At 75.3% G+C, this 25,651-nt stretch carries 20 protein-coding genes; 15 read left to right on the plus strand and 5 right to left on the minus strand.

Annotated elements, in window-relative coordinates:
- Positions 1-83: 83 nt before the first annotated feature.
- Positions 84-1,610, minus strand: coding sequence for an FAD-dependent monooxygenase (locus ACWDNY_RS07270; protein ID WP_451644733.1), 1,527 nt, complete (start codon positions 1,608-1,610; stop codon positions 84-86).
- A 100-nt stretch (positions 1,611-1,710) separates the two neighbouring features.
- Between ACWDNY_RS07270 and ACWDNY_RS07275 the strand changes: the two genes are divergently transcribed.
- Positions 1,711-2,361 (plus strand): TetR/AcrR family transcriptional regulator, encoded by a 651-nt coding sequence (locus ACWDNY_RS07275; RefSeq protein ID WP_451644734.1) that lies wholly within the window; start codon positions 1,711-1,713, stop codon positions 2,359-2,361.
- Between the two features lie 375 nt (positions 2,362-2,736).
- On the opposite strand, the gene ACWDNY_RS07280 is transcribed toward ACWDNY_RS07275, so the two are convergent.
- The 3 genes from ACWDNY_RS07280 to ACWDNY_RS07290 all read right to left on the minus strand — a co-directional run bounded on the left by ACWDNY_RS07280 (position 2,737) and on the right by ACWDNY_RS07290 (position 5,966).
- A complete protein-coding gene (locus ACWDNY_RS07280) occupies positions 2,737-3,006 on the minus strand; it encodes a hypothetical protein (protein WP_451644735.1) in 270 nt (89 codons plus the stop codon).
- Positions 3,007-3,404: 398 nt separating this feature from the next.
- Positions 3,405-5,669: a 4-alpha-glucanotransferase gene (malQ, locus tag ACWDNY_RS07285; RefSeq protein WP_451644736.1), complete on the minus strand. Its 2,265-nt coding sequence runs from the start codon at positions 5,667-5,669 to the stop codon at positions 3,405-3,407.
- Positions 5,670-5,966, minus strand: coding sequence for a hypothetical protein (locus tag ACWDNY_RS07290; RefSeq protein WP_451644737.1), 297 nt, complete (start codon positions 5,964-5,966; stop codon positions 5,670-5,672).
- Positions 5,967-6,259: 293 nt separating this feature from the next.
- On the opposite strand from ACWDNY_RS07290, the gene ACWDNY_RS07295 reads away from it, so the two are divergent.
- From ACWDNY_RS07295 to ACWDNY_RS07310, 4 genes are all read left to right on the plus strand, one after another.
- Positions 6,260-9,436 carry a beta-N-acetylglucosaminidase domain-containing protein gene (locus tag ACWDNY_RS07295; protein ID WP_451644738.1) on the plus strand — a complete coding sequence of 1,059 codons (3,177 nt, stop codon included), beginning with the start codon at positions 6,260-6,262 and terminating at the stop codon, positions 9,434-9,436.
- Positions 9,437-9,536: 100 nt separating this feature from the next.
- On the plus strand, positions 9,537-10,070 hold the full coding sequence (locus ACWDNY_RS07300; protein WP_451644739.1) for a PadR family transcriptional regulator: 534 nt from the start codon (positions 9,537-9,539) through the stop codon (positions 10,068-10,070).
- Positions 10,067-10,756, plus strand: coding sequence for an ABC transporter ATP-binding protein (locus tag ACWDNY_RS07305; protein ID WP_451644740.1), 690 nt, complete (start codon positions 10,067-10,069; stop codon positions 10,754-10,756). Before ACWDNY_RS07300 ends, ACWDNY_RS07305 begins: the two co-directional genes overlap by 4 nt.
- Entirely contained in the window at positions 10,753-12,123 is a 1,371-nt protein-coding gene (locus tag ACWDNY_RS07310) for an FtsX-like permease family protein (RefSeq protein ID WP_451644741.1), read from the plus strand. Before ACWDNY_RS07305 ends, ACWDNY_RS07310 begins: the two co-directional genes overlap by 4 nt.
- A 135-nt stretch (positions 12,124-12,258) precedes the next feature.
- Here the strand turns inward: ACWDNY_RS07310 and ACWDNY_RS07315 are convergent, their stop codons facing one another.
- Positions 12,259-12,795, minus strand: coding sequence for an HNH endonuclease (locus tag ACWDNY_RS07315; protein WP_356856578.1), 537 nt, complete (start codon positions 12,793-12,795; stop codon positions 12,259-12,261).
- A 323-nt stretch (positions 12,796-13,118) separates the two neighbouring features.
- Between ACWDNY_RS07315 and ACWDNY_RS07320 the strand changes: the two genes are divergently transcribed.
- From ACWDNY_RS07320 to ACWDNY_RS07365, 10 genes are all read left to right on the plus strand, one after another.
- Entirely contained in the window at positions 13,119-14,213 is a 1,095-nt protein-coding gene (locus ACWDNY_RS07320) for a mechanosensitive ion channel family protein (protein ID WP_451644742.1), read from the plus strand.
- Between the two features lie 184 nt (positions 14,214-14,397).
- Positions 14,398-15,648 carry an ROK family transcriptional regulator gene (locus ACWDNY_RS07325; RefSeq protein WP_451644743.1) on the plus strand — a complete coding sequence of 417 codons (1,251 nt, stop codon included), beginning with the start codon at positions 14,398-14,400 and terminating at the stop codon, positions 15,646-15,648.
- Between the two features lie 86 nt (positions 15,649-15,734).
- Complete coding sequence (locus ACWDNY_RS07330; protein WP_451644744.1) at positions 15,735-17,072, plus strand: ABC transporter substrate-binding protein; 1,338 nt, start codon at positions 15,735-15,737, stop codon at positions 17,070-17,072.
- A 6-nt stretch (positions 17,073-17,078) separates the two neighbouring features.
- The gene (locus ACWDNY_RS07335) at positions 17,079-18,026 is read left to right on the plus strand and encodes a carbohydrate ABC transporter permease (RefSeq protein WP_451644745.1); all 948 of its coding nucleotides are present in this window, start codon (positions 17,079-17,081) and stop codon (positions 18,024-18,026) included.
- The gene (locus tag ACWDNY_RS07340; RefSeq protein WP_451644746.1) at positions 18,023-18,925 is read left to right on the plus strand and encodes a carbohydrate ABC transporter permease; all 903 of its coding nucleotides are present in this window, start codon (positions 18,023-18,025) and stop codon (positions 18,923-18,925) included. Before ACWDNY_RS07335 ends, ACWDNY_RS07340 begins: the two co-directional genes overlap by 4 nt.
- Positions 18,926-19,012: 87 nt before the next feature.
- Positions 19,013-20,278: a 6-phospho-beta-glucosidase gene (locus tag ACWDNY_RS07345; protein WP_451644747.1), complete on the plus strand. Its 1,266-nt coding sequence runs from the start codon at positions 19,013-19,015 to the stop codon at positions 20,276-20,278.
- Complete coding sequence (locus tag ACWDNY_RS07350; protein ID WP_451644748.1) at positions 20,269-21,240, plus strand: N-acetylglucosamine kinase; 972 nt, start codon at positions 20,269-20,271, stop codon at positions 21,238-21,240. The genes ACWDNY_RS07345 and ACWDNY_RS07350 overlap by 10 nt, the downstream gene beginning before the upstream one ends.
- A gap of 477 nt (positions 21,241-21,717) precedes the next feature.
- Entirely contained in the window at positions 21,718-23,226 is a 1,509-nt protein-coding gene (locus ACWDNY_RS07355) for a hypothetical protein (RefSeq protein ID WP_451644749.1), read from the plus strand.
- A 14-nt stretch (positions 23,227-23,240) separates the two neighbouring features.
- On the plus strand, positions 23,241-24,242 hold the full coding sequence (locus tag ACWDNY_RS07360) for a glutamate ABC transporter substrate-binding protein (protein ID WP_451644750.1): 1,002 nt from the start codon (positions 23,241-23,243) through the stop codon (positions 24,240-24,242).
- A gap of 53 nt (positions 24,243-24,295) precedes the next feature.
- Entirely contained in the window at positions 24,296-25,630 is a 1,335-nt protein-coding gene (locus ACWDNY_RS07365) for a hypothetical protein (protein ID WP_451644751.1), read from the plus strand.
- The last annotated feature ends 21 nt before the right edge of the window (positions 25,631-25,651 follow it).

A 25,651-nucleotide genomic window follows, 5' to 3' on the forward strand; every position in this document is an offset into this window, starting at 1 on the left:
GCACCGGGGTGCCTGAGGGCGCCGGGCCCCGCTCACCGGCCCCGCACGGGGGGGGAGGCCCACGGCGGCTTTCCTCGGGCGACTCAGCCCACGTGGGCGGCGACCGCGGCCTCGATCGCGGCCGGGCCGGCCGAGTCCGCCGCCCAGGCGACGTACCCGTCGGGGCGGACCAGGACGGCCGTCCGGCGGTCGCTCGCCCAGCGCACCCCGGTCAGCCGGGCGGCGCGGTCCCGCCCCACCTCGTACGCCTGCGGGGAGATGAGCACGAACCGGCCGCCGCGCAGGGCCTCGTACAGCCGGCTCCCGCCCGCGAGGGCGACGTCCGGGACGCGTGCGCCGGCCAGCGGGTGGGACCCGCGCGGCGCGGGGTACCGGTAGCCGATGCCGGTGACCTGGCCGACCGCCCTGCGGCGGACCGGCGGCACCGTGTTCAGGAAGGCGGCGAGGACGGCGCGCAGGGCGCGGGTCCACGGACGCGCGGCCATGGCGAGCCGGACGATGCCGCCGCTGCTGCGGAGCACCGACCTGCCCACGGGGTGGCGTTCACTCTCGTAGGTGGCGAGGAGCGCCTCGGGCGCGTGGCCGGAGAGGACCTGGGCGAGCTTCCACCCGAGGTTGGCCGCGTCCTGCAGTCCGGTGTTCATCCCCTGGCCGCCGGCGGGTGTGTGGACGTGGGCGGCGTCGCCCGCAAGGAAGACCCGGCCGACCCGGTAGGCGGGCGCCTGACGTTCGTCGCTGTGGAAGCGGGACATCCAGCGGGGGTCGTGCATGCCGTAGTCACGGCCGAGGGCCTGCCGGGTGATCTCCCTGAGCTCGTCGAGGTCGAGGGACTCGCCGTCGGGCAGGTCGCGGCCGCGGTGCCAGCCCATGACGCGGTAGTAGCCGTCACCGAAGGGCGCGATCAGGGCGAAGACGTCACCGACGGCGTTCGCGGCGAGCACCGCCTCGGGCTCCTCTTCGAGCCGGACGTCCGCGAGCAGGAGGGAACGGATCACGGAACGGCCCGGGAAGGGCAGCCCGACGGCCTTCCGGACGGTGCTGTGCAGTCCGTCGGTGCCGACCGCGTACGCGGCCCGCAGCGCCTCCCGCCGCCCGCCGGGCCCGCGGACCTCGACGGTGACGCCGTCCGCGTCCTGGGTGAGCCCCACCACCTCGGTCTCGTACCGGACGTCCACCCCCGTCCCGACCGCCCGCCGCTCCAGGGCCTTCTCCACCTCGTACTGCGGGAGCACGAGGACGTGGGGGAACCGGGAGGGCAGGTCGCGGAGGGAGAGGGCGAGCCCGGCGAAGAGCCTGAGGCGGTCCAGCGCGGTTCCGGCGGCTTCGAGGCCGTCGGCGAGGCCCCGGGCGTCGAGCTGCTCCAGCGCGCGGGCGTGCAGGACGAACGCGCGCGACAGATTGCTGATCCCCGGGGGCCGCTTCTCCAGCAGGGTGACCGGGACGCCCGCGGTGGCGAGGTCGCCGGCGAGCAGGAGGCCCGCGGGTCCGGCTCCGACGACGATCACGCGGCCGGGGGCCGGAGTGGCGGCGGCCGGGGCGGCGGGCCGGGGGGTGGTGGAGGTGCCGGTGGCGGGGGTGCGCGGGGTGGGGTTGCCAGGGCTGCCGGACATGGGGACCTCCCTATGGCCAACACGCGTTGGTCAACGCATGTTGGCAACGTAACGCCGCAGCGCTGGACGTGTCAACGCTTGTTGGCCTACGTTTGTTGTCATGGCCGACAGCACCCCTGCCGACGCGTCCGGCGTCTCCGCTCCCACCCGCTTCTCCCCTACGCCTCGCCCCTCTGGCATCCCCGGCCCGTCCGCGCCCGTCCGCCGCTCCGACGCCACCAGGGCCGCCATCCTCGACGCCGCGCGCCGGCGATTCGCCGCCGACGGGTACGACCGGGCCACCATCCGGGCGATCGCCAGGGACGCGAGCATCGATCCGTCGATGGTGATGCGCTACTACGGCAACAAGGAGGGTCTGTTCGCGGCGGCCGTCTCCCTCGATCTGCGACTGCCGGACCTGGCCGCGCTGCCGCGCGAGGAGGTCGGACGGGCGCTGGTGTCCCACTTCCTGGACGTGTGGGAGGACAACGGCGAGCTGACGGCGATCCTGCGGGTCGGCGTCACGAATCCCGCCGGGGCCGAGCGGTTGCAGGGCGTGTTCCGGGACCAGTTGCTGCCGGCGGCCCGGCAGGTGTGCCCCGACCCGGAGCAGGTGCCGGCGCGGGCGGCGCTGTGCGCAGCCCAGCTGCTCGGGCTTGCCCTGACCCGTTACGTGCTGCGTCTCGCGCCGGCGGTGTCGCTGGCGCGCGAGGAGATCGTGGAGTGGCTGGCGCCGACGGTCCAGCGGTACCTGACCGCGCCGAGCCCGTGAGGCAGGGCGCGTCCGCCGGGCTCGGCGTCATGCCCGAGCGACGCGGGCGCGGCGCGGCAGCGCGTCCACGGCCCGGCGACCGGCGCCCGGCCGGGGAGGGCGGCGCCACGTCGGACGGTCGCCCGGCCGGCGCGGGCGGCCTCCTGGACGCAGCGCACGCCGGGGAAGCGCACGCACGCCGGAAAGACGGTCAGCGAGCATGCCGTCGTACCGACTGTCGAAAGCCGGCCGGTACGGCGGCACGACGAAGCGCCGGCCCCACCGGCGGACGGCGGTGCGCGTCCGCATCGGGCGGGACCGGCGCCCAGGCGTCGGCCTCGGCGTCGGCGTGTGCCGGGGGCCCGGTCCGGGCCTGCCCGGCGCGGAAGAACTCCGTCAGGCCTGGGCCTTGATGCGCACGTTGTCGGTGGTCTCGTCCCGCTTGGCGTGGGACTTGTCCAGCACCATGACCAGGCCCGCGATGACCCCGAACAGGACGAGCGGAAGGGCGACGTAGAGACCCAGCGTCTCGATGACACTCAGGCCCGGGCCGGGGTCGTCACCGTCGTCGCGGGTCAGCGCGAGCGCGGGGGACGACATGAGCAGCATCATCAGCGTCGTACCGGCGGCCAGGGCGCCGGCGCGCAGGGCGTTCTTCTTGTCCACGGTGCAAAAGTAGCGAACGCCCGAAGCGGCCGCGCGCTCGGGGTGCCGCAGGAGGCATCGCGCGCCGCGCGTCCGGCGGGCCCCGGAGGAGGTGCCCCGGACGGCGGGGCGGCGGCGGGGCCGCCCGCCCGCACCCGCACGCCTACGCCCGTCCGCCCGCCGCCCACTCGCCCGCCGGGGCCGGGAGCCCGTTGTCCGCGTCGGGCGGATCGGCGCGCCGAACGGGTCGGCGCCTCCGAGGCGTCGGCACGTCCGACGGGTCGGCCCGTCCGGCGGTCAGGGGACCACGTCCGTCCCCGGACCCGGACCCGGGCCACCGAAACGATCCCACCACCGGCACACCCACCGGCCCACCGTTCGGCCGCCCACCGCCGCCCCGCCCTGAGCCACCCCGCCGATCAGCCGGGCGGCCCGTCCGCCGGGCCGTCAGCAGGGCCGTCCGCCGGCGCACCCGCCGGCCCGTCCGCCGGACCCGCCGGCCCGTCCGCCGGTTCCGTCCCGCCGGGCCGCCCGTGCACCCCTTCCCGCAGGACGTCCGTCAGCGCGTGCAGTCCGGGTGACGCGGCCAGCTGCTCCAGGGTGACCGGGCGGCCCTCCGCGTCGGCGACGGGCAGGCGCCAGTTCGGGTACTGGTCCCACGTGCCGGGCAGGTTCTGCGGGCGGCGGTCGCCGACCGTGTCCGGGAGCCAGACGCCGACCATGCGGGCCGGGGTGCTCAGCAGGAAGCGGTGGACGGCCTGGATCTCGGCCTCCTCCGAGGAGAGGCAGCGGCCCCCGCCCGCGCCCTTGAGCAGGCCCAGTTCCGTCAGCACCGACAGCCACTCGGCGGTGTCCGCGGCGGCCTCCGCGCGCTCCGCCTCCAGCGGCCGGGTGAGCAGTCCGAGACGGTGCCGCAGTTCGACGTGCTCGCCGGTGAGGCGGGCCGCGGTGGACGGCAGGTCGTGGGTGGTGGCGGTGGCCAGGCAGTCGGCGCGCCAGCGTTCGGGGGGCAGGGGGCGGCCGTCGCCCTCCCAGTCCCGCTCGAACCACAGGACGGACGTGCCGAGCACTCCGCGCCGGTCGAGTGTCTCGCGCACCCCGGGCTCGACGGTCCCCAGGTCCTCGCCGATCACCACGGCCCCGGCCCGCGAGGCCTCCAGTACGAGGACGGCGAGCATGGCCTCGGCGTCGTACCGGACGTAGGTGCCCTCGGTCGGCGGCCGGCCCTGCGGCACCCACCAGAGCCGGAACAGTCCCATGACGTGGTCGATGCGCAGGGCGCCCGCGTAGCGGAAGAGGGCGCGCAGCAGGCGGCGGAACGGGGCGTAACCGGACTCGGCCAGACGGTCGGGCCGCCAGGGCGGCAGGCCCCAGTCCTGGCCGCGCGCGTTGAAGGCGTCCGGCGGGGCGCCCACCGACATGCCGGCCGCGAAGTGGTCCTGCTGGGCCCATGCGTCGGCACCGGCCGGGTGCACGCCGACCGCCAGGTCGTGCACCACGCCGACCGGCATACCCGCCTCGCGGGCGCCGCGCTGGGCGGCGGTGAGCTGGACGTCGGTGAGCCAGGCGAGCCAGGAGTGGAAGTCGACCCGCTCCATCAGCCCGGCGCGGGCGCGGGCGGTCTCCGGGGACCGGGGGTCGCGCAGGCCTGCGGGCCAGGTGTGCCAGTCGGAGCCGTGCACCTCGGCCAGGGCGTACCAGGTGGCGTGGTCCTCCAGGGCCTCGCCCTCCTCGGCGAGGAAGTCGGCGTAGGCGGCGCGGCGGCCCGGGCCGAGCGGCACCTGCCGCACCAGCTCAAGGGCCTCCCGTTTGAGCTCCCACACCGCGTCCCGGTCGATGAGCGCGTCCTCCTCCAGGACGGCGGCGCGCAGCCGCGCGGCCCGTTCGAGCAGGTCCCGCACCCGCTCGCGGTCCTCGACGTACGCGAACTCCGGCACGTCCTCGACGCGCAGGTGCACCGGATCGGGGAAGCGGCGGGAGGAGGGGCGGTAGGGGGACGGGTCGGTGGGCGCGCCCGGCACGGCCGCGTGCAGGGGGTTGACCTGGACGAACCCGGCGCCCAGCGCGCGTCCGGCCCAGGCGGTCAGCTCGCCGAGGTCACCGAGGTCGCCCATCCCCCAGGAGCGTTGCGAGAGCAGGGAGTACAGCTGGACGAGCAGGCCGTACGAGCGTCCGGGGGGTGTGGGCAGCCGGGCCGGGGCGACGACCAGGTGGGCCTGCCCGCTGCGGCCGTCGGGCGTGGTGGCGGTGAGCCGGTGGACGCCGGGCGGTAGCCGGTCGGGGGACGGGCGGGTCTCGCCCCGCTCGGTCTCGACGGCCAGGCGGGTTCCCTCGGGCAGGCGGGCGGCGAGCGCCTCCGCGGCCGCCGCGACCGGGACCTCCGCCGCTACCGGCCCGTCCGGCCCGCCGGGCTCCGCCGGGGCCGTCTCCGCGCCGCCCCACCACACCACCGTGGGCGGCAGCAGGCGGTGTTCCGGTTCCCGTTCGCGGGCGGTCAGGGCGGCCCGGGTCGCCTCAGGGGTGCTCGCGTCGACGCCGAGGGCGGCGAGGGCGGCCACGACCGCCGCGGTGGAGGCCGGGACCGTACGCCCCGGCGAGGGACTGTAGGAGGTGGCGACGCCGTGCAGTCCGGCGAGGCGGGTCAGGTCCTCCGTGGGGGGTTCCTCCGGCTGTTCCGCTGTCATCTACGACTCCGCGCCGCGGGGGCCCGGACCGGACGCGTGGGTCTCCTCCTCGGCCGGGGCAGCGAACGCGGAGAAGCACTCGCTGGTCAGGGGCGCGGCCTCGGCGAGCGGGGGCTCGCTGGTCAGCGGCTCGGCGGCCGGCAGCGGGGGCTCGCTGGTCAGCGGGACGTCGGCGTGCGCGCCCTCCGCGCCGGTGCAGCACGGGGAGGGGCCGGCGGGCGGTGCGGGTTCGTCGGCGGAGAACTCCGCCAGGGGTTTGGACAGGGCCGAGAGGAGAAGGTGTGCCGGTGCGGCCACGGGGGCCTCCTTGTCGAGTACGGCATCCAGCGGATGACCGCAGCCCTACCCACTGCGCGGAACGGCAGACGTACGGGAAGGGAGCAGGTGCTCCGGTTCACACGCCCGTCGCCGTCCGTGCCGGTTCGGCCGCGGGGCGTCCGCCGGAACGACCGCACCGTCTCCGCACGCCTTTCCAGGGTGGGGCATTCACGGCACAACGGCCACTGTGATTGACACCCTCACCGCCTGAATGGTGGGCTCGAACCTCCTCGGGTCCGACGTGGGGAAGGCCGAGGACGAGGAGGGGGCACATGCAGCTTCGGCGCGGAAAGGGGGCGGCCGCACTCCTGTTCGCCTTCGCGGCCTCGGCCGTGGGGGGCGCTCCCACCGCCGCGGCGGCGCCACCGGCCCCCGGTACGGCGGCCACCCACCCCGAGCAGCCCGCCACGGCCGCCGATGTCGCCGTCTGGCCGCGCCCGCAGTCCCTGCGCGTGACCGGCGCCCGGGTCACCGTGCCGGACCGGGTCGCCCTGGCCGCCGACGCGACGGCCGACCCGTACGCCCTCGACGCGCTGCGCGAGCTGCTGCGGCGGGCCGGGGTCCGCACGATCACGGAGCTGGGCCCGGCGGACCCCGTCCCGGCGGGGGCGCTGGTGGTGCGGGCCCGCACGGAACGGCCGCACGCCGATCCGCGCCACGCCCTGCCCTCCGGCGGGTACGTCCTCACCAGCGGCCCCGACGGCGTGACGCTCGGCGGCGCCGGCGAGGACGGTCTGTTCCACGCGGTGCAGACACTGCGCCAGCTGGTGCGCGAGGACGGCACGATCCCGGGGGTCACCGTCCGGGACTGGCCCGGCACCGCCGTGCGCGGGACGACGGAGGGCTTCTACGGCACCCCGTGGACACGCGAACAACGGCTCGCACAGCTCGACTTCATGGGCCGCACCAAGCAGAACCGGTACCTGTACGCCCCCGGCGACGACCTCTACCGGCAGGAGCGCTGGCGCGAGCCCTACCCGGCCGGGCAGCGGGCGGCGTTCCGGGAGCTGACCGAGCGGGCCCGCCGCAACCACGTGACGCCCGCCTGGGCGGTGGCCCCGGGCCAGTCGCTGTGCTTCTCCTCGGACGGCGACCTGCGGGCGCTGACGCGCAAGCTGGACGCGATGTGGGCGCTGGGCTTCCGGGCGTTCCAGCTCCAGTTCCAGGACGTCAGCTACACCGAGTGGCACTGCCGCGCGGATGCCGAGCGGTTCGGCTCCGGGCCCGAGGCGGCGGCCCGGGCCCAGGCGCGCGTGGCGAACGCGGTCGCCCGCCACCTGACGGAACGTCACCCGGGGGCCGCCGCGCTGACGCTGATGCCGACCGAGTTCTACGAGGACGGCACGACCCCGTACCGGCGGGCGCTGTCGGCCGCGCTGGACGAGGACGTGCAGGTCGCCTGGACCGGCGTGGGCGTGGTGCCGCGGACCATCACGGGACGCGAACTGGCCGAGACCCGGGCCGCGTTCGGGCACCCGCTGGTCACGATGGACAACTACCCGGTCAACGACTACGCCGGGGACCGCATCTTCCTCGGCCCCTACACCGGCCGCGAACCGGCCGTCGCGGGCGGCTCGGCGGCCCTGCTCGCCAACGCCATGGAACAGGCCGAGGCCTCCCGCATCCCGCTGTTCACGGCGGCCGACTACGCCTGGAACCCGCGCGACTACCGGCCGCAGGAGTCCTGGCGGGCGGCGATCGCCGATCTCGCGGCGGGCGACGGGCGGCGCGAGGAGGCACTCTCGGCGCTCGCCGGCAACGACGCCTCCTCGGTCCTCGGCGGTACCGAGTCGGCGTATCTGCGGCCCCTGATGGCGGCGTTCTGGCGAGCGCGCACGTCGGCGGACCGGGCCGCGTACGACACCGCCGAGCGGCGGCTGCGCGCGGCCTTCACGGTGATGCGGGAGACCCCCCGGCGGCTCGGCCCGGACGGCGGCGGCCTGGCGGCCGAGGTGGCCCCGTGGACGGCCCGGCTGGCCCGCTACGGCGAGGCGGGCACGGCCGCCCTCGACATGCTCGGCGCCCAGCGCGCCGGTGACACCGACCGCGCCTGGACCCGGTACCGGGAGCTGCACGGGCTGCGGGCCGAGCTGAAGCGGGGCCGGGTCACCGTCGGCAAGGGCGTGCTGGAACCCTTCCTGGAACAGGCCCGGACGGCGTACGCGGCCTGGGCGGGGCTCGACCGCGAGCCCGCGGTGGACCGCGACGGCACGGCGGACGGGCGCACGGTCCGCTTCGGCCGGCCCCGGACCCTCGCCGCGGTGACGGTGCTCACCGACCCCGGGACCGGCGGGACGGTCGAGGCCCATGTGCCCGGACGGGGCTGGCACCGCCTCGGGACGCTGCGCGGGACGGGGGCGACGGAGCTCGCACTCGGACGGCCGCCGGCGCCCGGCCCGTCCTCCGCCGCGGCGTCCGGCCCGTCCGGTACGGCGTCCGGCTCCCCGCTCCTGCCGGGGCCCGGCTCCTCCTTCCGTCCGGTACCCGGTCTGCTGTCGGGTCCCGCGACCCCCTTCCCCTACGGCCCGGCCGCCCCCTCGTCCTCGGCGGCCGGACCGGCCTCCGGGCCGGCCGCCGGCGGATCTCCCACCGCCCGCCCCTCCGGCGCGCCCGGCACCGGACTCACCACCGCCGACCCGGTCGACGCCGTCCGGGTGACCGGTCCCGCGCCCTCCCGTGTGCGCCACCTGGTGCCGTGGTTCGCGGACTCCCCCGCCGCGGAGCTGGCGCTGACACCCGCCGAGGCGGGCGCCGGCGGATCGCGGGCGGGGGCCGACGCGGTGGACGCGGAGATCGGGGGCACCGAGCGGCTCACGGCCCGGCTCACCTCCCGGCGCCCGGCCGACCTCCGCGGCAGGGTCACCGCCGAGGCGCCCGCGGGGGTCCGGGTGCGCGTCCCGGCCGCCCCGCTGACCCTGCCGCGCGGCACGACGACGGACGTCCCGGTCGAGGTGAGCGTGGCCCCGGGGTCGCCGGCACGGGCCTACGCCGTCCGCGTCTCCTTCGCGGGCGTGACCCGTACGCTCACGGTCCACGCCTTCCCGCGCACCGGCGGTCCCGACCTGGCCCGGACCGCCCGCGCGAGCTCGTCCGGCGACGAGACGCCCGACTTCCCGGCGTCCGCGGCGAACGACGGCGACCCGTCCACCCGCTGGTCCTCGCCCGTCGACGACGGCGCCTGGTGGCAGGCGGAGCTGGCCCGGCCGGTCCGGCTCGGCCGGGTGGACCTGCGCTGGCAGGACGCGTACCCGGCCGCCTACCGCGTCCAGGTCTCCGCGGACGGCCGCCGCTGGCGCACGGCCGCCACGGTCACGGACGGCCGGGGCGGCCACGAGACGCTGCGGATGGACGAACCGGACGTGCGGTTCGTGCGGGTGCAGGGCCGGAAGCGGGCCACGCCGTACGGCTACTCGCTGTGGTCCGTGGAGGCGTACGCGGTCGCGGACTGACCCCCCGCGCACGGCACGGTTCCCAACAGCCGACCACACACCCGTAATTGGTCACCGCCCACTATTCACTCAGTACCTGTACTGAGTGCATACTGATCTCATGAGCACCCGCCACATCCTGCTGGGGCTGCTCGCCGGAGGGCCGAGCCACGGCTACGACCTCAAGCGACGCCACGACGAACACTTCCCCGAAGCCCGTCCGCTGGCCTACGGGCAGGTCTACACGACCCTGCAGCGTCTGGTCCGCGACCGGCTCGCGGAGGTCGAGGGGACGGACTCCGACGGCGGGCCGGAGCGGACCCTGTACCGCGTCACCGCACTGGGCCGCCGTGAACTGGCCGCCTGGAGCGGCCGGATCACGCCCCCGGCGCCCTTCGTGACGAACGAGATCTTCGCCAAGGTCGTCGTCGCGATCCTCACCGGCGGCGATGCGGCCGGCCACCTGCTGGCGCAGCGGGCCGCCCACATGGAGCGGATGCGGGAGCTGACGGCGGTCAAGACCGCCCCGGGCGCCGGCCTGGCGACCGTGCTCTCGGCGGACTACGCCCTCAACCACCTGGACGCCGACCTGCGCTGGATGACGACCACGCAGGCCCGGCTCACCTCACTGACCGCGGAGGTCGACCGAGCATGACGAACGACCCCGGGCCGCTCCTCGCGGGCCGAGACCTGGTGAAGACCCACGGCAGCACTCCGGCGCTGCGCGGCGCCGGCCTGGAGGTGCGAGCCGGCGAGATCGTCGCCGTCACCGGCGCCAGCGGCAGCGGGAAGTCCACGCTGCTGCACTGCCTGGCCGGCATCGTCCGCCCGGACAGCGGCTCGGTCGCCTACGGCGGCGATCGACTGGACCGGCTGCCGGAGAACCGGCTCAGCGAGCTGCGCCGCACCGAGTTCGGTGTGGTGTTCCAGTTCGGTCAGCTGATCCCCGAGCTGACGGCGCTCGACAACGTGGCGCTGCCGCTGATGCTGGCGGGCACCGCGCGCCGGGAGGCCCGGGAACGGGCCGCCGCGTGGCTGGAGCGGTTCGGCGTGGCGGAGCAGGGCGCGCTGCGGCCCGGGCAGCTGAGCGGCGGCCAGGCCCAGCGGGCGGCGCTGGCGCGTGCGCTGGTGACCGACCCGAGGATCGTCTTCGCGGACGAGCCGACGGGGGCGCTGGACTCCCTGGCGGGCGAGCAGGTGATGACGGCCCTGCTGCGGACCGTCCGCGACCGCGGTACCGCGGTGGTGCTGGTGACGCACGACGCCCGGGTGGCGGCCTACGCCGACCGCGAGGTGCGGCTGCAGGACGGCGTGACGGCCGGGCTGGGGGTGGCGGTGTGAGGACCGACCTGCGGCTGGCCCGGCTGCTCGTCCGGGGGTCGGACCGGCGCGAGTGGTGGCGGATCGGGCTGACGGCGGCGGGCGCGCTGTGGGCGACGGCACTGGGGCTCGCGGCCGCCGTCCTGGCCTCGCTGCGGGGCCGGCACGCGGTGCCCTTCGGCAACGGCCTGCTCGACGCGCCCGGTGAGCGCTCCGGGGTGATCGTCGCCCTGCTCCTGCTGCTGGTGCCGGTGCTCGGCTTCCTCGGACAGTCCGCCCGGGTCGGCGCGGTGCACCGCGACCGGCGGGCGGCCGCGCTGCGGCTCGCGGGCGCGACGCCGGTCCAGGTGCGGCGGATCACCGCGCTGGAGACGGGGCTGGCCTGCTCGCTCGGCTCGGTCGTGGCCACGGCGGGCTGCGTGGCCGCCCTGCCGGCGCTGTCGCAGCGGCCGTCCTGGCCGGCCTGGGCCGGGATCGTGCTGGTCACCGTGGCCGTGCCCGTGCTGGGCACGGCGGCGGGGGTGCTGGCGCTGCGCCGGGTGGTCGCCTCACCGCTCGGCTGGGTGCGGCGGGCCCGGCCGCGCACGGGACGCGGGCCGGCGCTGGCATTCGCGGGAGCGCTGCTGCTGGTCGGCGCCGCCGCGCCGCTGGCCGCCGCCGGTACGGCCGCCGAGGGCCCCGGCAGGGGGTACTGGTCCGGGCCGCTCCTCGTGTTCGGGGCGGTGCTGGCCGCCGGTGCGGGCGCGGTGTGGCTGGTGGGCGCCCTGTCCGCGCTGACCGGGCGCCTGCTGGCGGCCCGGACCGGGTCCCCGGCGGTGCTCATCGCGGCAGAGCGGCTGCGGGAGGACCCGTGGGCGGCGGCCCGGACGCACGCGGCGGTGCTGCTGGTCACGGTCGTCGGTACCGGCTTCGTGGGCGTCCGGCGGACCCTGGTCGCCATCCTGGCGGAGTCCCGCGGCAGGGGAGCGCTGGGGATGCCCCTGTCGTTCTACACGACGGGGCTCGATCTGACCGCCGCCGCGATCGCCGTCGCCCTGGCCATCACCGCGGCCGGGCTGGCCGTGGGCACCGCCGAGTCCGTCGCCACCCGGCGCCGGGGCCTGGCCGCCCAGGTCGCCGCGGGTGTGCCGCGCGCCGTGCTCGCCCGTGCCCTGCTGCTGGAGACCGCGCTTCCGCTGGCCCCCGCCGTCCTGGCGGCGGGCGCCGGAGGCCTGGCGATAGGCGCCGGGTACACGGTGCTCGTCGCCGGGGGACGCTTCGGCGTGCCGGTCCCGTACACCGCGCTGCTGGTGCCGCTCGGCGTGTACGCCGCCTGCCTGCTCGCCGCGGCCGCCTCCCTGCCCCTGCTGCACCGCTCGGTGCGCCCGGGGGAACTGCGGTACGCCTGAGCGTCCGGCCCCGGGGGGACGGGGGTCCACCGGGGCCGGTGACGACGCCCTCCCCGGGGCGCGGGTGGGGACCTGCGCCGGCCTTCGTCGCCTCGGCCGGGGCGGTCCGGCCGAGGCGACGAAGGCCCGGGACCGTCAGGCGGAGATGCCGTCGATCCGGGCCAGGGCGTCGTCCGCGCCGTACGGCTGCAGGTAGGGCAGCCAGCGCGGGTCCCGGTGGCCGGTGCCGATGATGCGCCAGGCCAGTCCGGTGGGCGGAGCGGGTTTGTGGCGCAGCCGCCAGCCCAGTTCCACGAGGTGGCGGTCCGCCTTGACGTGGTTGCAGCGGCGGCAGGAGGCCACCACGTTGTCCCAGACGTGCTTGCCCCCGCGCGAGCGCGGGACGACGTGGTCGACGCTGGTTGCGACGCCACCGCAGTACATGCACCGGCCCCCGTCGCGCGCGAACAGCGCCCTTCGGGTCAGTGGAACGGGTCCCCGATAGGGGACCCGCACGAATCGCTTGAGTCGGACCACGCTGGGAGCGGGGACGGTGACGGTCGCGCTGTGCAGATAGGCGCCGGACTCCTCGAGGCAGACGGCCTTGTTCTCGAGGACGAGGACGAGCGCGCGGCGGAGCGGTACGACGCCGAGCGGCTCGTACGACGCGTTGAGGACCAGGACATGCGGCACGGATGCCTCCTTGTACGCCGGCGGCGCGTGGCTCGCGCCGGGACGATCTGCAGCCAGTCTCCCCTCAGGTCCGGCGAACGCGCCACCATGTCCCGGTAACGGGCTGGGAGTGTTTTCGACCACACGTCACCCGTCCCCCGCACCGCCGGTCGTTCACACGGGCCTGATCAGAGGCGGTCGGGCGCCGCCCTCCTCGGAAGTTCCCGGGAATCCGCACAGCGTGCACCGTTAATGTGGTGCTTCCGCCCGTCCGGTGACCTTGCCGTGACCGAGCCGATACCGACCGCTGCGCCGGAGGGCGGACGCACCTGGAGGTACCTGCCGTGTCCTTGCCCGCCGTCCTACTGGCTGCCGGTCCGTCGCCGTCGCCGTCCCCCTCGGGGACCGTGCCGGTCGTGCCCACGCTCCGGGACGCCCAGCAGAGCGCGACCAACGCGGCCGGCTGGGTCGAGCAGAACTGGTCCACGTGGCTGGCGATCGGCCTCAGGGTCCTGCTGATCCTGGTGATCGCGGCGGTGCTGAGAGTGGTGGTCCGGCGGGCGATCACCAAGCTGATCGACCGGATGAACCGCGGCCCGCAGGGCGGCACCGGCACATCGCTGGGCGGCCTGCTGGTCAACGCGGAGCGGCGCCACCAGCGCTCCCAGGCGATCGCGTCGGTGCTGCGCTCGGTGGCGAGCTTCCTGATCCTCGGCACCGCGGCGCTGATGGTCCTGGCCACCTTCCAGATCAACCTGGCCCCGCTGCTGGCCTCCGCCGGTGTCGCCGGTGTGGCGGTCGGTTTCGGCGCCCGCAACCTGGTGACGGACTTCCTCTCCGGCGTCTTCATGATCCTGGAGGACCAGTACGGCGTCGGCGACACGATCGACGCGGGCGTGGCCTCCGGCGAGGTGATCGAGGTCGGGCTGCGGGTGACCAAGCTGCGTGGCGACAACGGTGAGATCTGGTACGTCCGCAACGGCGAGGTCAAGCGCATCGGCAACCTCTCCCAGGGCTGGGCGACTGCCGGCGTCGACGTGACGGTGAAGGCGTCCGAGAACCTCGACCACCTGAAGTCCACGCTGGACGAGGTGGCCGAGAAGATGAGCAAGGAGGAGCCCTGGAACGAGCTCCTGTGGAGCCCGATCGAGGTGCTCGGCCTGGACAGCGTGCTGCTGGACTCGATGGTGGTGCGCGTCTCCGCGAAGACGATGCCCGGCAAGTCCCTGACCGTCGAACGCGAGCTGCGCTGGCGCATCAAGCGGGCCTTCGAGGCCGCCGACATCCGCATCGTCGGCGGCGCGACCGCCACCGCCGACAGCGACCCGGCCTCCGATCCCGCGGCGGCGGTCGCGGCTCCCTCGGTCTACGCGAACGCGGCGTCACCGCAGTCGGAGGCAGCCTCACCGATAGTCCCGCAGGGCCCGGCGCCCAAGTAGCCCCCACCTCACGCCGCCGCGGGCGCAGCATGTCCTGACGTCTTGACGCCTCCTCCGGCGCGGGCTTAGGTTCCTGCCACGCCGAAAGGAAACCTTCCTAACAGTGTCGGCCCGAGCCGCCCCGCGGTGGACGTCCGCCGACCACGTCGGAAGCCGGGCAGCCGAGAGGCAGGTGTCGACCCGTATGGCAGGAACCGCCGGTACGCCGGGCACCCCGCGTGTCCTGCGCGCCATGAACGACCGCGCCGCCCTGGACCTGCTGCTCGAGCACGGGCCGCTGTCCCGGACCCGGATCGGCAGGCTCACCGGCCTGTCCAAGCCGACCGCCTCCCAGCTGCTCGCCCGGCTGGAGGCGGCCGGCCTGGTGCTGGCCACCGGCACCAGCGAGGGCCGGCCGGGCCCCAACGCGCAGCTGTACGCGGTCAACCCGGCCGCCGCGTACGCCGCCGGGCTGGACGTCACGCCCGCCCGCATCCGCGCCGCCGTCGCCGACGTCACCGGCCGCACGGTGGGCGAGTACGAGCTCCCGGTCCCGGGCCGGCGCGCCTCCCCCGAACCGTCGGCCGCGTCCGAGCGGCGGGGAGCAGCCTCGCCGGTCGTCCGGCAGGTCACCGACGCCCTCGACGGCGCCGTGAAGGCGGCGGGGCTGGCCCGGGACGACGTGCACCGGCTGGTCGTCGGCACGCCCGGCGCCTTCGACCCGGGCACCGGCCGCCTGCGCTACGCCTCCCACCTGCCGGGCTGGCACTCCCCCACCCTGCTCGACGAGCTCGCCGCCGCCCTGCCGATGCCGGTGGAGTACGAGAACGACGTCAACCTCGTCGCCGTCGCCGAGCAGCGTCTCGGCGCGGCCCGCGGCCACCGGGACTTCGTCCTGCTGTGGAACCAGGAGGGCCTCGGTGCCGCCCTCGTCCTCGGCGGGCGGCTGCACCGCGGCTGGACCGGCGGCGCCGGCGAGGTCGGTTTCCTGCCGGTGCCGGGCGCCCCACTGGTCCGCCGGGTGACCCGCGCCAACAGCGGCGGCTACCAGGAACTGGCCGGCTCCCAGGCGCTGCCTGAGCTGGCCCGCGAACTCGGCGTCGGCGACCTGCCGTCGGGCCCGTACGCCGAGGCCGCCGCCGCGCTCGTCGCCCGGGCCGCCGGCCACGCCTCCGGCCCGTACCGGGAGCTGCTGCGGACGTACGCGACCCGGCTCGCCACCGGCCTCGCCTCGCTCGTCTCCGTCCTCGATCCCGAACTCGTGGTCCTCAGCGGCGCCTCGCTCACCGCCGGCGGCGAGGTGCTGCGCGGTCTCGTCCAGGCCGAACTGGAGGAACTGGCCGCGTCCCGGCCGCGTCTGGTCGTCGGCGCCGTGACCGAACACCCCGTGCTGCGCGGCGCGCTGGAGAGCGCGCTCGCGGCCACCCGCGACGAGGTCTTCGACACCTCGCGCTGAACCGCCGCAGCCGCCTCCCCTCCCCCCCGTTTCCCCTCTCATTCCCTCTCACCGCCCCGGCCCGCCCGTCCCAGGGAGACCCAGCCATGCCCGAAGTGTCCCGCAAAACGGCTCTCGTCCTGGCCGCCTCCGCCGCCCTCGCGCTGCTCGCCACCGCCTGCACCGGCCGGTCCGGGGCAGGCGCCGACGACGACGCGTCCCAGGAGACGACCCTCACCTTCTGGCACGCCTGGAGCGCGCCCGGCGAGGTGAGCGCCGTGAAGTCGCTGATCGCGGGATTCGAGAAGGCGCACCCCGCCATCCACGTCCGGGTCGTCGGCAACATGACCGACGACAAGATCAACCAGGCCCTGCGCGCGGGCGGCGACAAGGCGCCGGACGTCATCTCCTCCTTCACCACGAACAACGTGGGGAAGTTCTGCTCCTCGGGCGCGCTGGTGGACCTCGATCCCTTCTTCGAGAAGGCGGGCATCGACCCGGAGCGGACGTTTCCGAAGGCGATGAACGACTACACCCGCTTCCGCGGCGACCGCTGCACGGTGCCGCTGCTGGGCGACGCCTACGGGCTGTACTACAACAGGACCGCCTTCGCGAAGGCGGGCATCCGCAACCCGCCGAGGACCTGGTCCGAGTTCGAGGCGGACGCGAAGAAGCTGACCGTCCGGCAGGGCGACGGCTACCGGCAGCTCGGCTTCATGCCGAACTACCACGGCTGGGAGTCGACGACCGAGCACCTCCTCGCGCAGTTCTCGCCCACGTACTTCGACGCCGAGGGCAGGTCCGACCTGACCGGCGACCCCGCCTTCGAGAAGGGCTTCACCCTGCAGAAGAGGCTGGTCGACGAACTCGGCGGCTACCGGAGGCTGGAGAGGTTCCGCGCCACGCTCGGCGACGAGTGGGGACCCAGGCACCCCTTCCACACCGGCCAGGTCGCCATGCAGCTCGACGGCGAGTGGCGCCTGGGCATGGCCCTGGAGGCCAAGCCGGCGTTCGAGATCGGCGTCGCCCCGATGCCGGTGCCCGACGACCAGGCCGGCCAGTACGGCAAGGGCTACATCACCGGCACCGTCGCCGGGATCGCCGCCACCAGCCGCCACCGGAACGCGGCCTGGGAGCTCGTGAAGTACATGACCACCGACACCGACGCGGTCGTCGGCTTCGCCAACGCGATCCACAACGTGCCCTCCACGCTCGCCGCGCTGAAGTCCCCGAAGCTGACGTACGACCCCCGCTTCAGGACGTTCCTGGACATCGCGGCGAACCCGCACTCGACGACCACGCCGCCCTCCGTCAACGGCGGCCAGTACCTGGTGACCATCCAGCAGTTCGGCTACGACTACGAGAGCGGCCGGGAGAAGGACCTGAGGGCGGGCCTCGCCAGGACGGCGCGGCAGATCGACACGGACATCGCGCAGGCGGAGTAGGCGCCCATGAGCACCGTCACCCCGGCCTCCCGGCGCCGCCGTTCGGCGCTGCGGACCGTCGCGTTCCTGTCCCCCTGGCTGATCGGCTTCTCGGTCTTCTTCGCCTATCCGCTGCTGTCGACCGTCTACTTCTCCTTCATGCACTACGACGGCTTCCGGCCGCCGGTGTGGAGCGGGGCGAAGAACTGGACGTACACCTTCGCCCACTACCCGCTGTTCTGGCCCGCGTTGCGCAACACGCTGTGGCTGGTCGTGGTCACGGTCACCCTGCGGGTCGCCTTCGGGCTCGGCGTCGGCCTGCTCATCACCCGGATCCGGACGGGCACGGGCCTCTTCCGGACGCTGTTCTACCTGCCGTACCTCGCCCCGCCGGTCGCGGCCACCATGGCCTTCGCCTTCCTCCTCAACCCCGGCACCGGACCGGTCGACTCGGTGCTGGAGGCGGCGGGTCTGCCGGCGCCCGGCTGGTTCAGCGACCCGGACTGGTCCAAGCCGGCGCTCACCCTGCTCGCGCTGTGGGGTGTCGGCGATCTGATGGTGATCTTCATGGCCGCGCTGCTCGACGTCCCGAAGGAGCAGTACGAGGCGGCCGAACTCGACGGCGCCTCGCCCTGGCAGCGCTTCCGGTACGTCACGCTGCCGAACATCTCGCCGATCGTGGTGTTCGCCGCGGTCACCGGCGTGATCCAGACGATGCAGTACTACACGCAGCCGCTGGTGGCCGGGAAGGTCGCCTCGGGCGTGATCCAGGGCGCGGGCACCCAGTTCGAGCCGGGCTACCCGGACAAGTCCACCCTCACCCTGCCCCAGCTCGTCTACAACCTCGGCTTCCAGCGCTTCGACTACGGCGCGGCCTGCGTGGTCGCCCTCGTCCTCTTCGCCCTGTCCATGGCGTTCACCGCGCTCCTCATGCGACGCCGTGGCGGTCTCATCCAGGCAGGTGACCGACGATGACCCAGGCGACCCGCGCACTCGACCGGCCGGACGGACGGCAGGCCCCCGTCTCCCCCGCCGAACGCACCGCCCGGCGGCGGGCCGTGCTGGAGTGGATCGCGGTGCACTCCCTCGGGGTGGCGGCCGCCCTCTTCTTCACCCTGCCGTTCGTCTTCGTCGTCCTCACCTCCCTGATGAGCGACAGCCAGGCACTGGGCCGCGACCTGATCCCGCGGACCTGGGAGTGGGGCAACTACGCGAGAGTTCTCCACACCCCGGGCTTCCTCACGTGGTGGCGGAACACCCTGCTCTACGCCGGCCTCGGCACCGTCCTGACCGTCGTGTCGTCCCTCCCGGTGGCCTACGCGCTGGCGAAGTTCCGCTTCCGCGGTCGCAACGTGCTCCTGATGCTGGTGATCGCGACGATGATGCTGCCCCCGCAGGTCGTCGTGATCCCCATGTACCTGGTATGGGCGAAGCAGCTGGGGCTGTCCGGCACCCTGTGGCCGCTCGTCGTGCCGATGGCGTTCGGCGACGCGTTCTCCGTCTTCCTGCTGCGGCAGTTCCTGACCACCATCCCCGACGAGTACCTGGACGCGGCGAAGGCCGACGGCTGCGGGGAGCTGCGCACCCTGCTGAAGGTCGTCCTGCCGATGGCGAGGCCCGGTGTCGCGGCCGTCGCCCTGTTCCAGTTCTTCTACGCCTGGAACGACTACTTCGGCCCGCAGATCTACGCCTCGGAGAACCCCGGCGCCTGGACCCTGTCCTACGGCCTGGAGTCGTTCAAGGGGGCCCACCACACCGACTGGAACCTCACCATGGCGGCGACCGTGCTGGTCATGGCCCCCGTGATCCTCGTGTTCTTCTTCGCCCAGAAGGCGTTCGTCGAGGGCGTCACGCTGACCGGCGTGAAGGGCTGACCCGGTGCGGTGCCGCACCCGGGAACGGCCCCCGGCCCACCGGCCGGCGGCCACCGGATTCCGCACCCGAGAGCTAGGAACTGGCAGATGAAACTCACCGTGGTCGGCGGCGGCTCGACCTACACCCCCGAACTGGTCGACGGCTTCGCCCGCCTGCGCGACACGCTGCCCGTCGAGGAGCTCGTCCTCGTCGACCCGGCGGCGGAACGCCTGGAGCCGGTCGGCGGACTGGCCCGCCGCATCTTCGCCCGCCAGGGCCATGGCGGCCGGGTCGTGACGACCACCGACCTGGAGGCGGGCATCGAGGGGGCCGACGCGGTCCTGCTCCAGCTGCGCGTCGGCGGCCAGGCCGCCCGCGAGCAGGACGAGACCTGGCCGCTGGAGTGCGGCTGCGTCGGCCAGGAGACGACCGGGGCGGGCGGCCTGGCCAAGGCGCTGCGCACGGTCCCGGTCGTCCTCGACATCGCCGAACGCGTCCGCCGCACGAACCCCGACGCCTGGATCATCGACTTCACCAATCCGGTCGGCATCGTCACCCGCGCCCTGCTCCGAGCGGGTCACCGGGCGGTCGGCCTGTGCAACGTGGCGATCGGACTGCAGCGCAGGTTCGCCGGGCTGCTCGGCACCGCGCCCCAGGACGTCCACCTGGACCACGTGGGGCTGAACCACCTCACCTGGGAGACCGGGGTGCGCCTGGGCGGGCCCGAGGGCGACGACGTCCTGCCGGGGCTGCTGGCCGAGCACGGCGACACGATCGCCGGCCACCTCCGGCTGCCCCGCGCGCTGCTGGACCGGCTCGGCGTGGTGCCGTCCTACTACCTGCGCTACTACTACGCCCACGACGAGGTCGTCCGGGAACTGCGCACCAAGCCGTCGAGGGCCGCCGAGGTGGCCGCCATGGAACGGCAGTTGCTGCGGATGTACCGCGACCCCGCGCTCGACGAGAAACCGGCCCTGCTCGCGCGCCGCGGCGGCGCCCACTACTCGGAGGCGGCGGTGGACCTGGCGGCGGCCCTGCTCGGCGCCGGGGGCGGCCCGTACCAGGTCGTCAACACGTACAACAGGGGCACACTGCCCTTCCTGCCGGACGACGCGGTGATCGAGGTGCAGGCGGCCGTCGGCCCGAAGGGACCGGCCCCGCTGCCCGTGACCCCCGTGGACCCGCTGTACGCGGGCCTGATGGCGGGCGTGACGGCGTACGAGGACCTGGCCCTGGAGGCGGCGCTGCGAGGCGGCCGGGACCGCGTCTTCCGCGCCCTGCTGGCCCACCCCCTCGTCGGCCAGTACGCCCTGGCAGAGCAGCTCACCGACCGGCTCGTCGCACACAACCGGGAGCACCTCGCGTGGGCGTGACGGCGAGCGTCCTCGCCATCGACGCCGGCAACAGCAAGACCGACGTCGCGGTCGTCTCGGCCGCCGGGGACGTCCTCGCCACGGCCCGCGGCGCCGGCTTCAGGCCCCCGGTGGTGGGGGTGGACACGGCGGTGGACGCGCTGGCGGGCACGGTCGCCCGCGCCCTGGCGGCGTCCGGCGTCACGTCCGTCGGCCACGTCTCGGCGTGCCTGGCCAACGCGGATCTGCCGGTGGAGGAGGAGCGGCTGGCGGCGGCCCTGCACGCGCGGGGGTGGGGCACCACGGTCGCCGTCCGCAACGACACGTTCGCGATCCTGCGGGCGGGAGTGTCCGAGCCGCGGGGCGTCGCGGTGGTGTGCGGAGCCGGCGTCAACTGCGTCGGCATGCGCCCCGACGGCCGCACCGCCCGGTTCCCGGCGCTGGGCCGCCTCTCCGGCGACTGGGGCGGCGGCTGGGCGCTGGCGGAGGAGGCGATGTGGCACGCGGCCCGGGCGGAGGACGGCCGCGGGGCCCCCACGGCGCTGGCGCGCACGCTGCCCGCGCATTTCGGGCTGGACTCGATGTACGCGCTCATCGAGGCGCTGCACCTGGGGAGCGTCGCGCAGCACCGCCGTCACGAGCTGGCGCCCGTCCTGTTCGCCACGGCGGCGGACGGCGACGCGGTGGCCCGGGGGATCGTCGGGCGCCAGGCGGAGGAGGTGGTGGCGATGGCGACGGTCGCCCTGACCCGGCTGGGCCTGCTGGACGAGGAGACGCCCGTCGTGCTGGGCGGAGGGGTCCTGGCGGCGCGTCATCCGCAGCTGAACGAGCGCATCGCGGAACTGCTGTCGGAGCGGGCGCCGAAGGCGGTGCCGCGGGTGGTGACGGCGCGTCCGGTGCTGGGTGCGGCGCTGCTGGGGCTGGACCGGGTGGGGGCCGGGGCGCCGGCGCGGGAACGGGTGCGGGCGCACTTCGAGGGGTGAGCGCACGGCCGGGCACCGGGCGGGAACGGGACCTGCGGGCACCGCCGTTGGCGCCCACTGCCGCCGTGCGGCATCCCCCGCCCCGCACACCCGACCGGGCCAGGGCCTGACCGGCGGATCGAGTCGGAGGAAACCGGCGGCGCCCTGGAGCCCAGGTGAGCGAGGGCCGGTGCGTCCGGCTGCAGGGCGGAGGAGGGCGTCGACGCGGAGCGTCGACAACCGAGGGCACACACCGCAGACAGGCGTGCCGGCCGTCGCGTCTCCGGCATGATCCACCGGACAGGGCCCAGGGCGCTCGTGGAACCGAACCGACCGCCCTCACGTGTTCATGGGCGGGGGGTGGTGCGGGCGCGGTGCCGCGCGCCGGTCTCGTGCGGCCTCGCGCTGCGATCCGATCAAGATCCAGCGAAGGCCGGTGCGGACGCCGGTCCTGCCAGCGATACTTGCGGCGACGGATGACCACGGGGGAGGTCAGCAGTGACACACACGCCGAGGGGCGACGCGGCACCACCGGGCCCCGGCCGGGCCGCGCCGCCGGCCGTACCGCCACAGAGCGGCCGGCCGGAGCACCCCGGGTCTCCCGGCCACCCGCCTTCCCCCAGCCCGCCGGCCGCGTCCAGCGGTCGCTCCGCCGCGCCGGCCGCCGCGATCCCGGCCCCGCGCCGCACCGCCTTCGCCGAGGGCGCCGACCGCCTGCGCGCGGCCGCCACGACCGAACCCGGCCGCCTCCGCGCCATCGGCGCCGTCCTCGCCCTCCTCGTCGTCGCCTTCGGCGCCGTCACCGCCTGGCAGACCGCCGACCGGGCCGCCGCCGCCGGCGACGTGCTGCACAGCAGCCAGCCCCTCACCTCGGACGCCGCGGACATCTACCGCTCGCTCGCCGACGCCAACACCATGGCGGCGGGCGGCTACCTCGCGGGACCGCAGGAGACGAGGGCGACCCGCGAGCGCTACGAGAAGGACGTGCGCACGGCCGCCGCCAAGCTGGTCACCGCCGCCGCCAACTCCGAACCGGGCTCACCCTCCGCCGCGACGATCGCCCGGCTCAACCAGCTCCTGCCCCGCTACAAGGGCCTGGTGGAGTCGGCGCGGGCCAACAACCGCCAGGGCTTCCCGGTCGGCGGCGCCTACCTGCGCGCCGCCAACGACACCATGCAGCGGCAGATGCTGCCCGAGGCGGAGGACCTGTACGGGAAGGAGAACCAGCGCCTGCGCGCCGACTACGGGGACGCGACCCCGTACCCGTGGGCGGCGATCGCCCTCGGGCTGCTCGCGCTCGCGGCCCTCGCCTGGGCCCAGCGGCGCACCTACCACCGCACCAACCGGGTGCTGAACCACGGCCTGGTCGCGGCCACCGCCGCCACCGCCGTCGCCCTGCTGTGGCTGGTCGTCGGCCACAGCCTCGCCCGGGCGGGCCTCAACGGCTCCTACGCGCACGGCGTCAGCTCGCTGAACGTGCTGCACGACGCCCGCATCGCCTCCCTCAAGGCCCGCAGCGACGAGAACCTCACCCTGGTCAGCCGCGGCGCGGAGACCAGGGAGCTGAAGGACGGCACGGTCATGGACGCCTACGACTGGGCGTACGACCGGGAGATCGACCGGCTCGGCGCGACGCTCGCCCGGGCCCGCGACCTCGCCGACGACAAGGCCGGCCGCCGGCCGGTGCAGGTGGCGAACCAGTCCATGAAGGTCTGGAAGGCCCGCCACGCCGAGGCCCGCCGGGCCAACGACTCGGGCGACTACCAGCAGGCCCGCGACCGGGTCATCGGCACCGCCGCGAAGGACCGGTCGACCGGCGAGTGCTTCGACAACGTCGACTCCTCGCTGGCGAGCGCGCTCGGACACGAGACGGACGAGTTCCGGCAGGCAGCGGGCGACGGCCTGGACGCGATGACCGGCCTGCCGGCGGGCTCCGCGGCGCTCGCGCTGCTCGGTGCCGCAGGCGCCGTCCTGGGCGTCGGGCGCAGGCTGTCGGAGTACCGGTGAAAGGGGGCCTGACGATGCGAGGACGACGGCTGCGGGTGCGCCCGCGGGGCTGGGGCGGTGTCGGGGCGATGGCCGCCGTCTGCGCCCTGGCCGTGGCCTGCGTCCTGCTGCTGCCGCTCACCCGGCCGCACGGCGAGGGACGACCGGCCGGCGCTCCGGGGGCGGGCCGGGCCGCCCCGGCCCGGGCCGAGAGCTGTGTGAACCCGCAGGACCGGAGCCTCGCCCCGTCGGCCGCCGAGGGCGACACCGTCAGGGCCATCAGGAACCGCGGCCACCTGTCGGTCGGCGTCGACCAGAACAGCTACCGCTGGGGCTACCTGAACAACGCCTCCGGCGAGCTGGAGGGCTTCGACATCGACCTCGCCCGCCGCATCGCCCGGGACATCCTCGGCGACGGGAACAAGGTGCAGTTCAAGGCGATCCCCACCAACCAGCGGATGTCCGCCATCCAGAGCGGCCGCGTCGACATGGTGGTCCGCACCATGACGATCACCTGCGACCGGTTGAGGCAAGTGGCCTTCTCCGCGCCGTACTTCTCGACCGGCCAGCAGGTCCTGGCCCCGAAGACGTCGGCGATCACCGGGTACGACGGGTCGCTCGCCGGCGCGCGGGTCTGCTCGGCGAAGGGCTCCACGGCCTACGACCGGCTCGCCGCGGACAGCAGGAGCGGGAGGCTGCCCGCGTCCACCGACATCACCACCACCGTCCCCAACCAGCTGGACTGCCTGGTGCGGCTCCAGCTCGGCGAGGTCGACGCGGTCGTGACGGACGGCGCGCTCGCGGCAAGCCAGGCCGCGCAGGACCCGGCGGTGGCCCTCAAGGGCTCCACCTTCACCACGGAGTTCTACGGCGTGGCGATGCGGCTCGGCGCCGACGACCTGGTACGCCAGGTCAACCGGACACTGGACGGCTACCGAACGGACGGGGGCTGGAAGACGTCGTACGACAAGTGGCTCTCCCCGACGCTGGGTAGGAACTCGGCGTCGGCGGTCCCGCCGGCGGCGCACTACGGGTGACCTGCCGTCGCAGGCGTACGACGGACACACCACAACGCAGCGAGAGGTGATCGATGGGCGTCACGGACCCCGCCGGGCCGGTGATGGACCGGGACGAGGTGGACCGTGCGCTGGCGCGGCTCGGCGCGGAGCACGAGGCGATCGAGACCTCGCTCCTCGCCCTGCAGGACCACGCGGGCCGCAGACTCCTCGAAGGAGCCGAGCTCACCGGCGTCACCAAGGAGCGCTGGGCCGCCACGGAGGCGTCGATCACGCTGCTGTGGACGTACTTCGACGCCTACACCCGCACGCTGCGCACCGCCCGCGACATCCGCGCCCGCCGCCGCTGGTCCAGCCGCGAGGACCTGGTGGAGCTGACCGGGCTGCTGCGCGGCGAGTCCGTCACGGTCGCGGGCGCCGCCACGGCGGCCGCGGGCGCAGCCGCCGGGCAGGGTGCTCCGGCCCGGCTCAGCGAGCGGTACTCGCTTCAGGCGCTCGTGGACCGGATGAACGAGCTGTACGCGGCCGGCCTCGACATGGTCGTCGCCGCCGACGCCGTGTGGTCGGCGCTGCCCGCCCGTATCGATTTACTCGCCGCGGAACTCGGGCGCACCCGCCGGCTCGCGCACTCGGTCGGCGTCCGCCCCGGCGAGCATCCGGCGGGCGACGACCTGGAACGCATCACGCGGACCCTGACGAGGCTGCGCGAGGAGGTCGTCTCCGACCCGCTCGCCCACTGGGTCCCGGCGCAGGGCAGTTCGGCGCCGGGCGGCGGGAAGCCGGACACCACGGTGTACGACCGTGAGGCGCGGGCGCTGGAGGAGGTGCGCCGGGAGATCGACGCGGTGCTCGGGGTGCGGCAGGACGCCGAGCAGCGGCTGATCAGGCTCCGGGACGTGCTCTCGCGCGCGGACCGCACGCTCGCCGAGGCGCGGGCCGCGCGCGGCGAGGTCCTGGCGAAGATCGCCGCCACCGAGGTGCCGGTCGTCAGCGGCCCCCCGACGGCGCTGATGGAACGGCTGGCGACGGCCGCCGAGTACCGCCGGCAGGGCCAGTGGCACCGCCTGTCACCGCTGCTGGAGTCCCTGGAGCAGAAGGCGGAGGACGAACTGCTGCGCGCCCGCGAGTCGTTGACGGCGGTCACGGCGCCGCTGGCGGTCCGCGCCGAGCTGCGGGGCCGGCTCGACGCGTACCGGGCGAAGGTGGCCCGGCACGGGCTCGCGGAGGACCCGCTGCTGGCCGAGCGGTACGACGCGGCCCGCAGGATGCTGTGGAGCGCGCCCTGCGACCTGCGGGTGGCCGAGCAGGCCGTGCTGCGCTACCAGCGGACGGCCGCCGAGCTGCTCGGCGGCGCGCCGCGGGTGCCGGAGCAGGACGGGTCCGGGGACCACGGGGGGCCGGGGGCGTGAGCGCCGGGAAGGACACGGTGT

Source organism: Streptomyces sp. NPDC003697 (assembly GCF_053587115.1).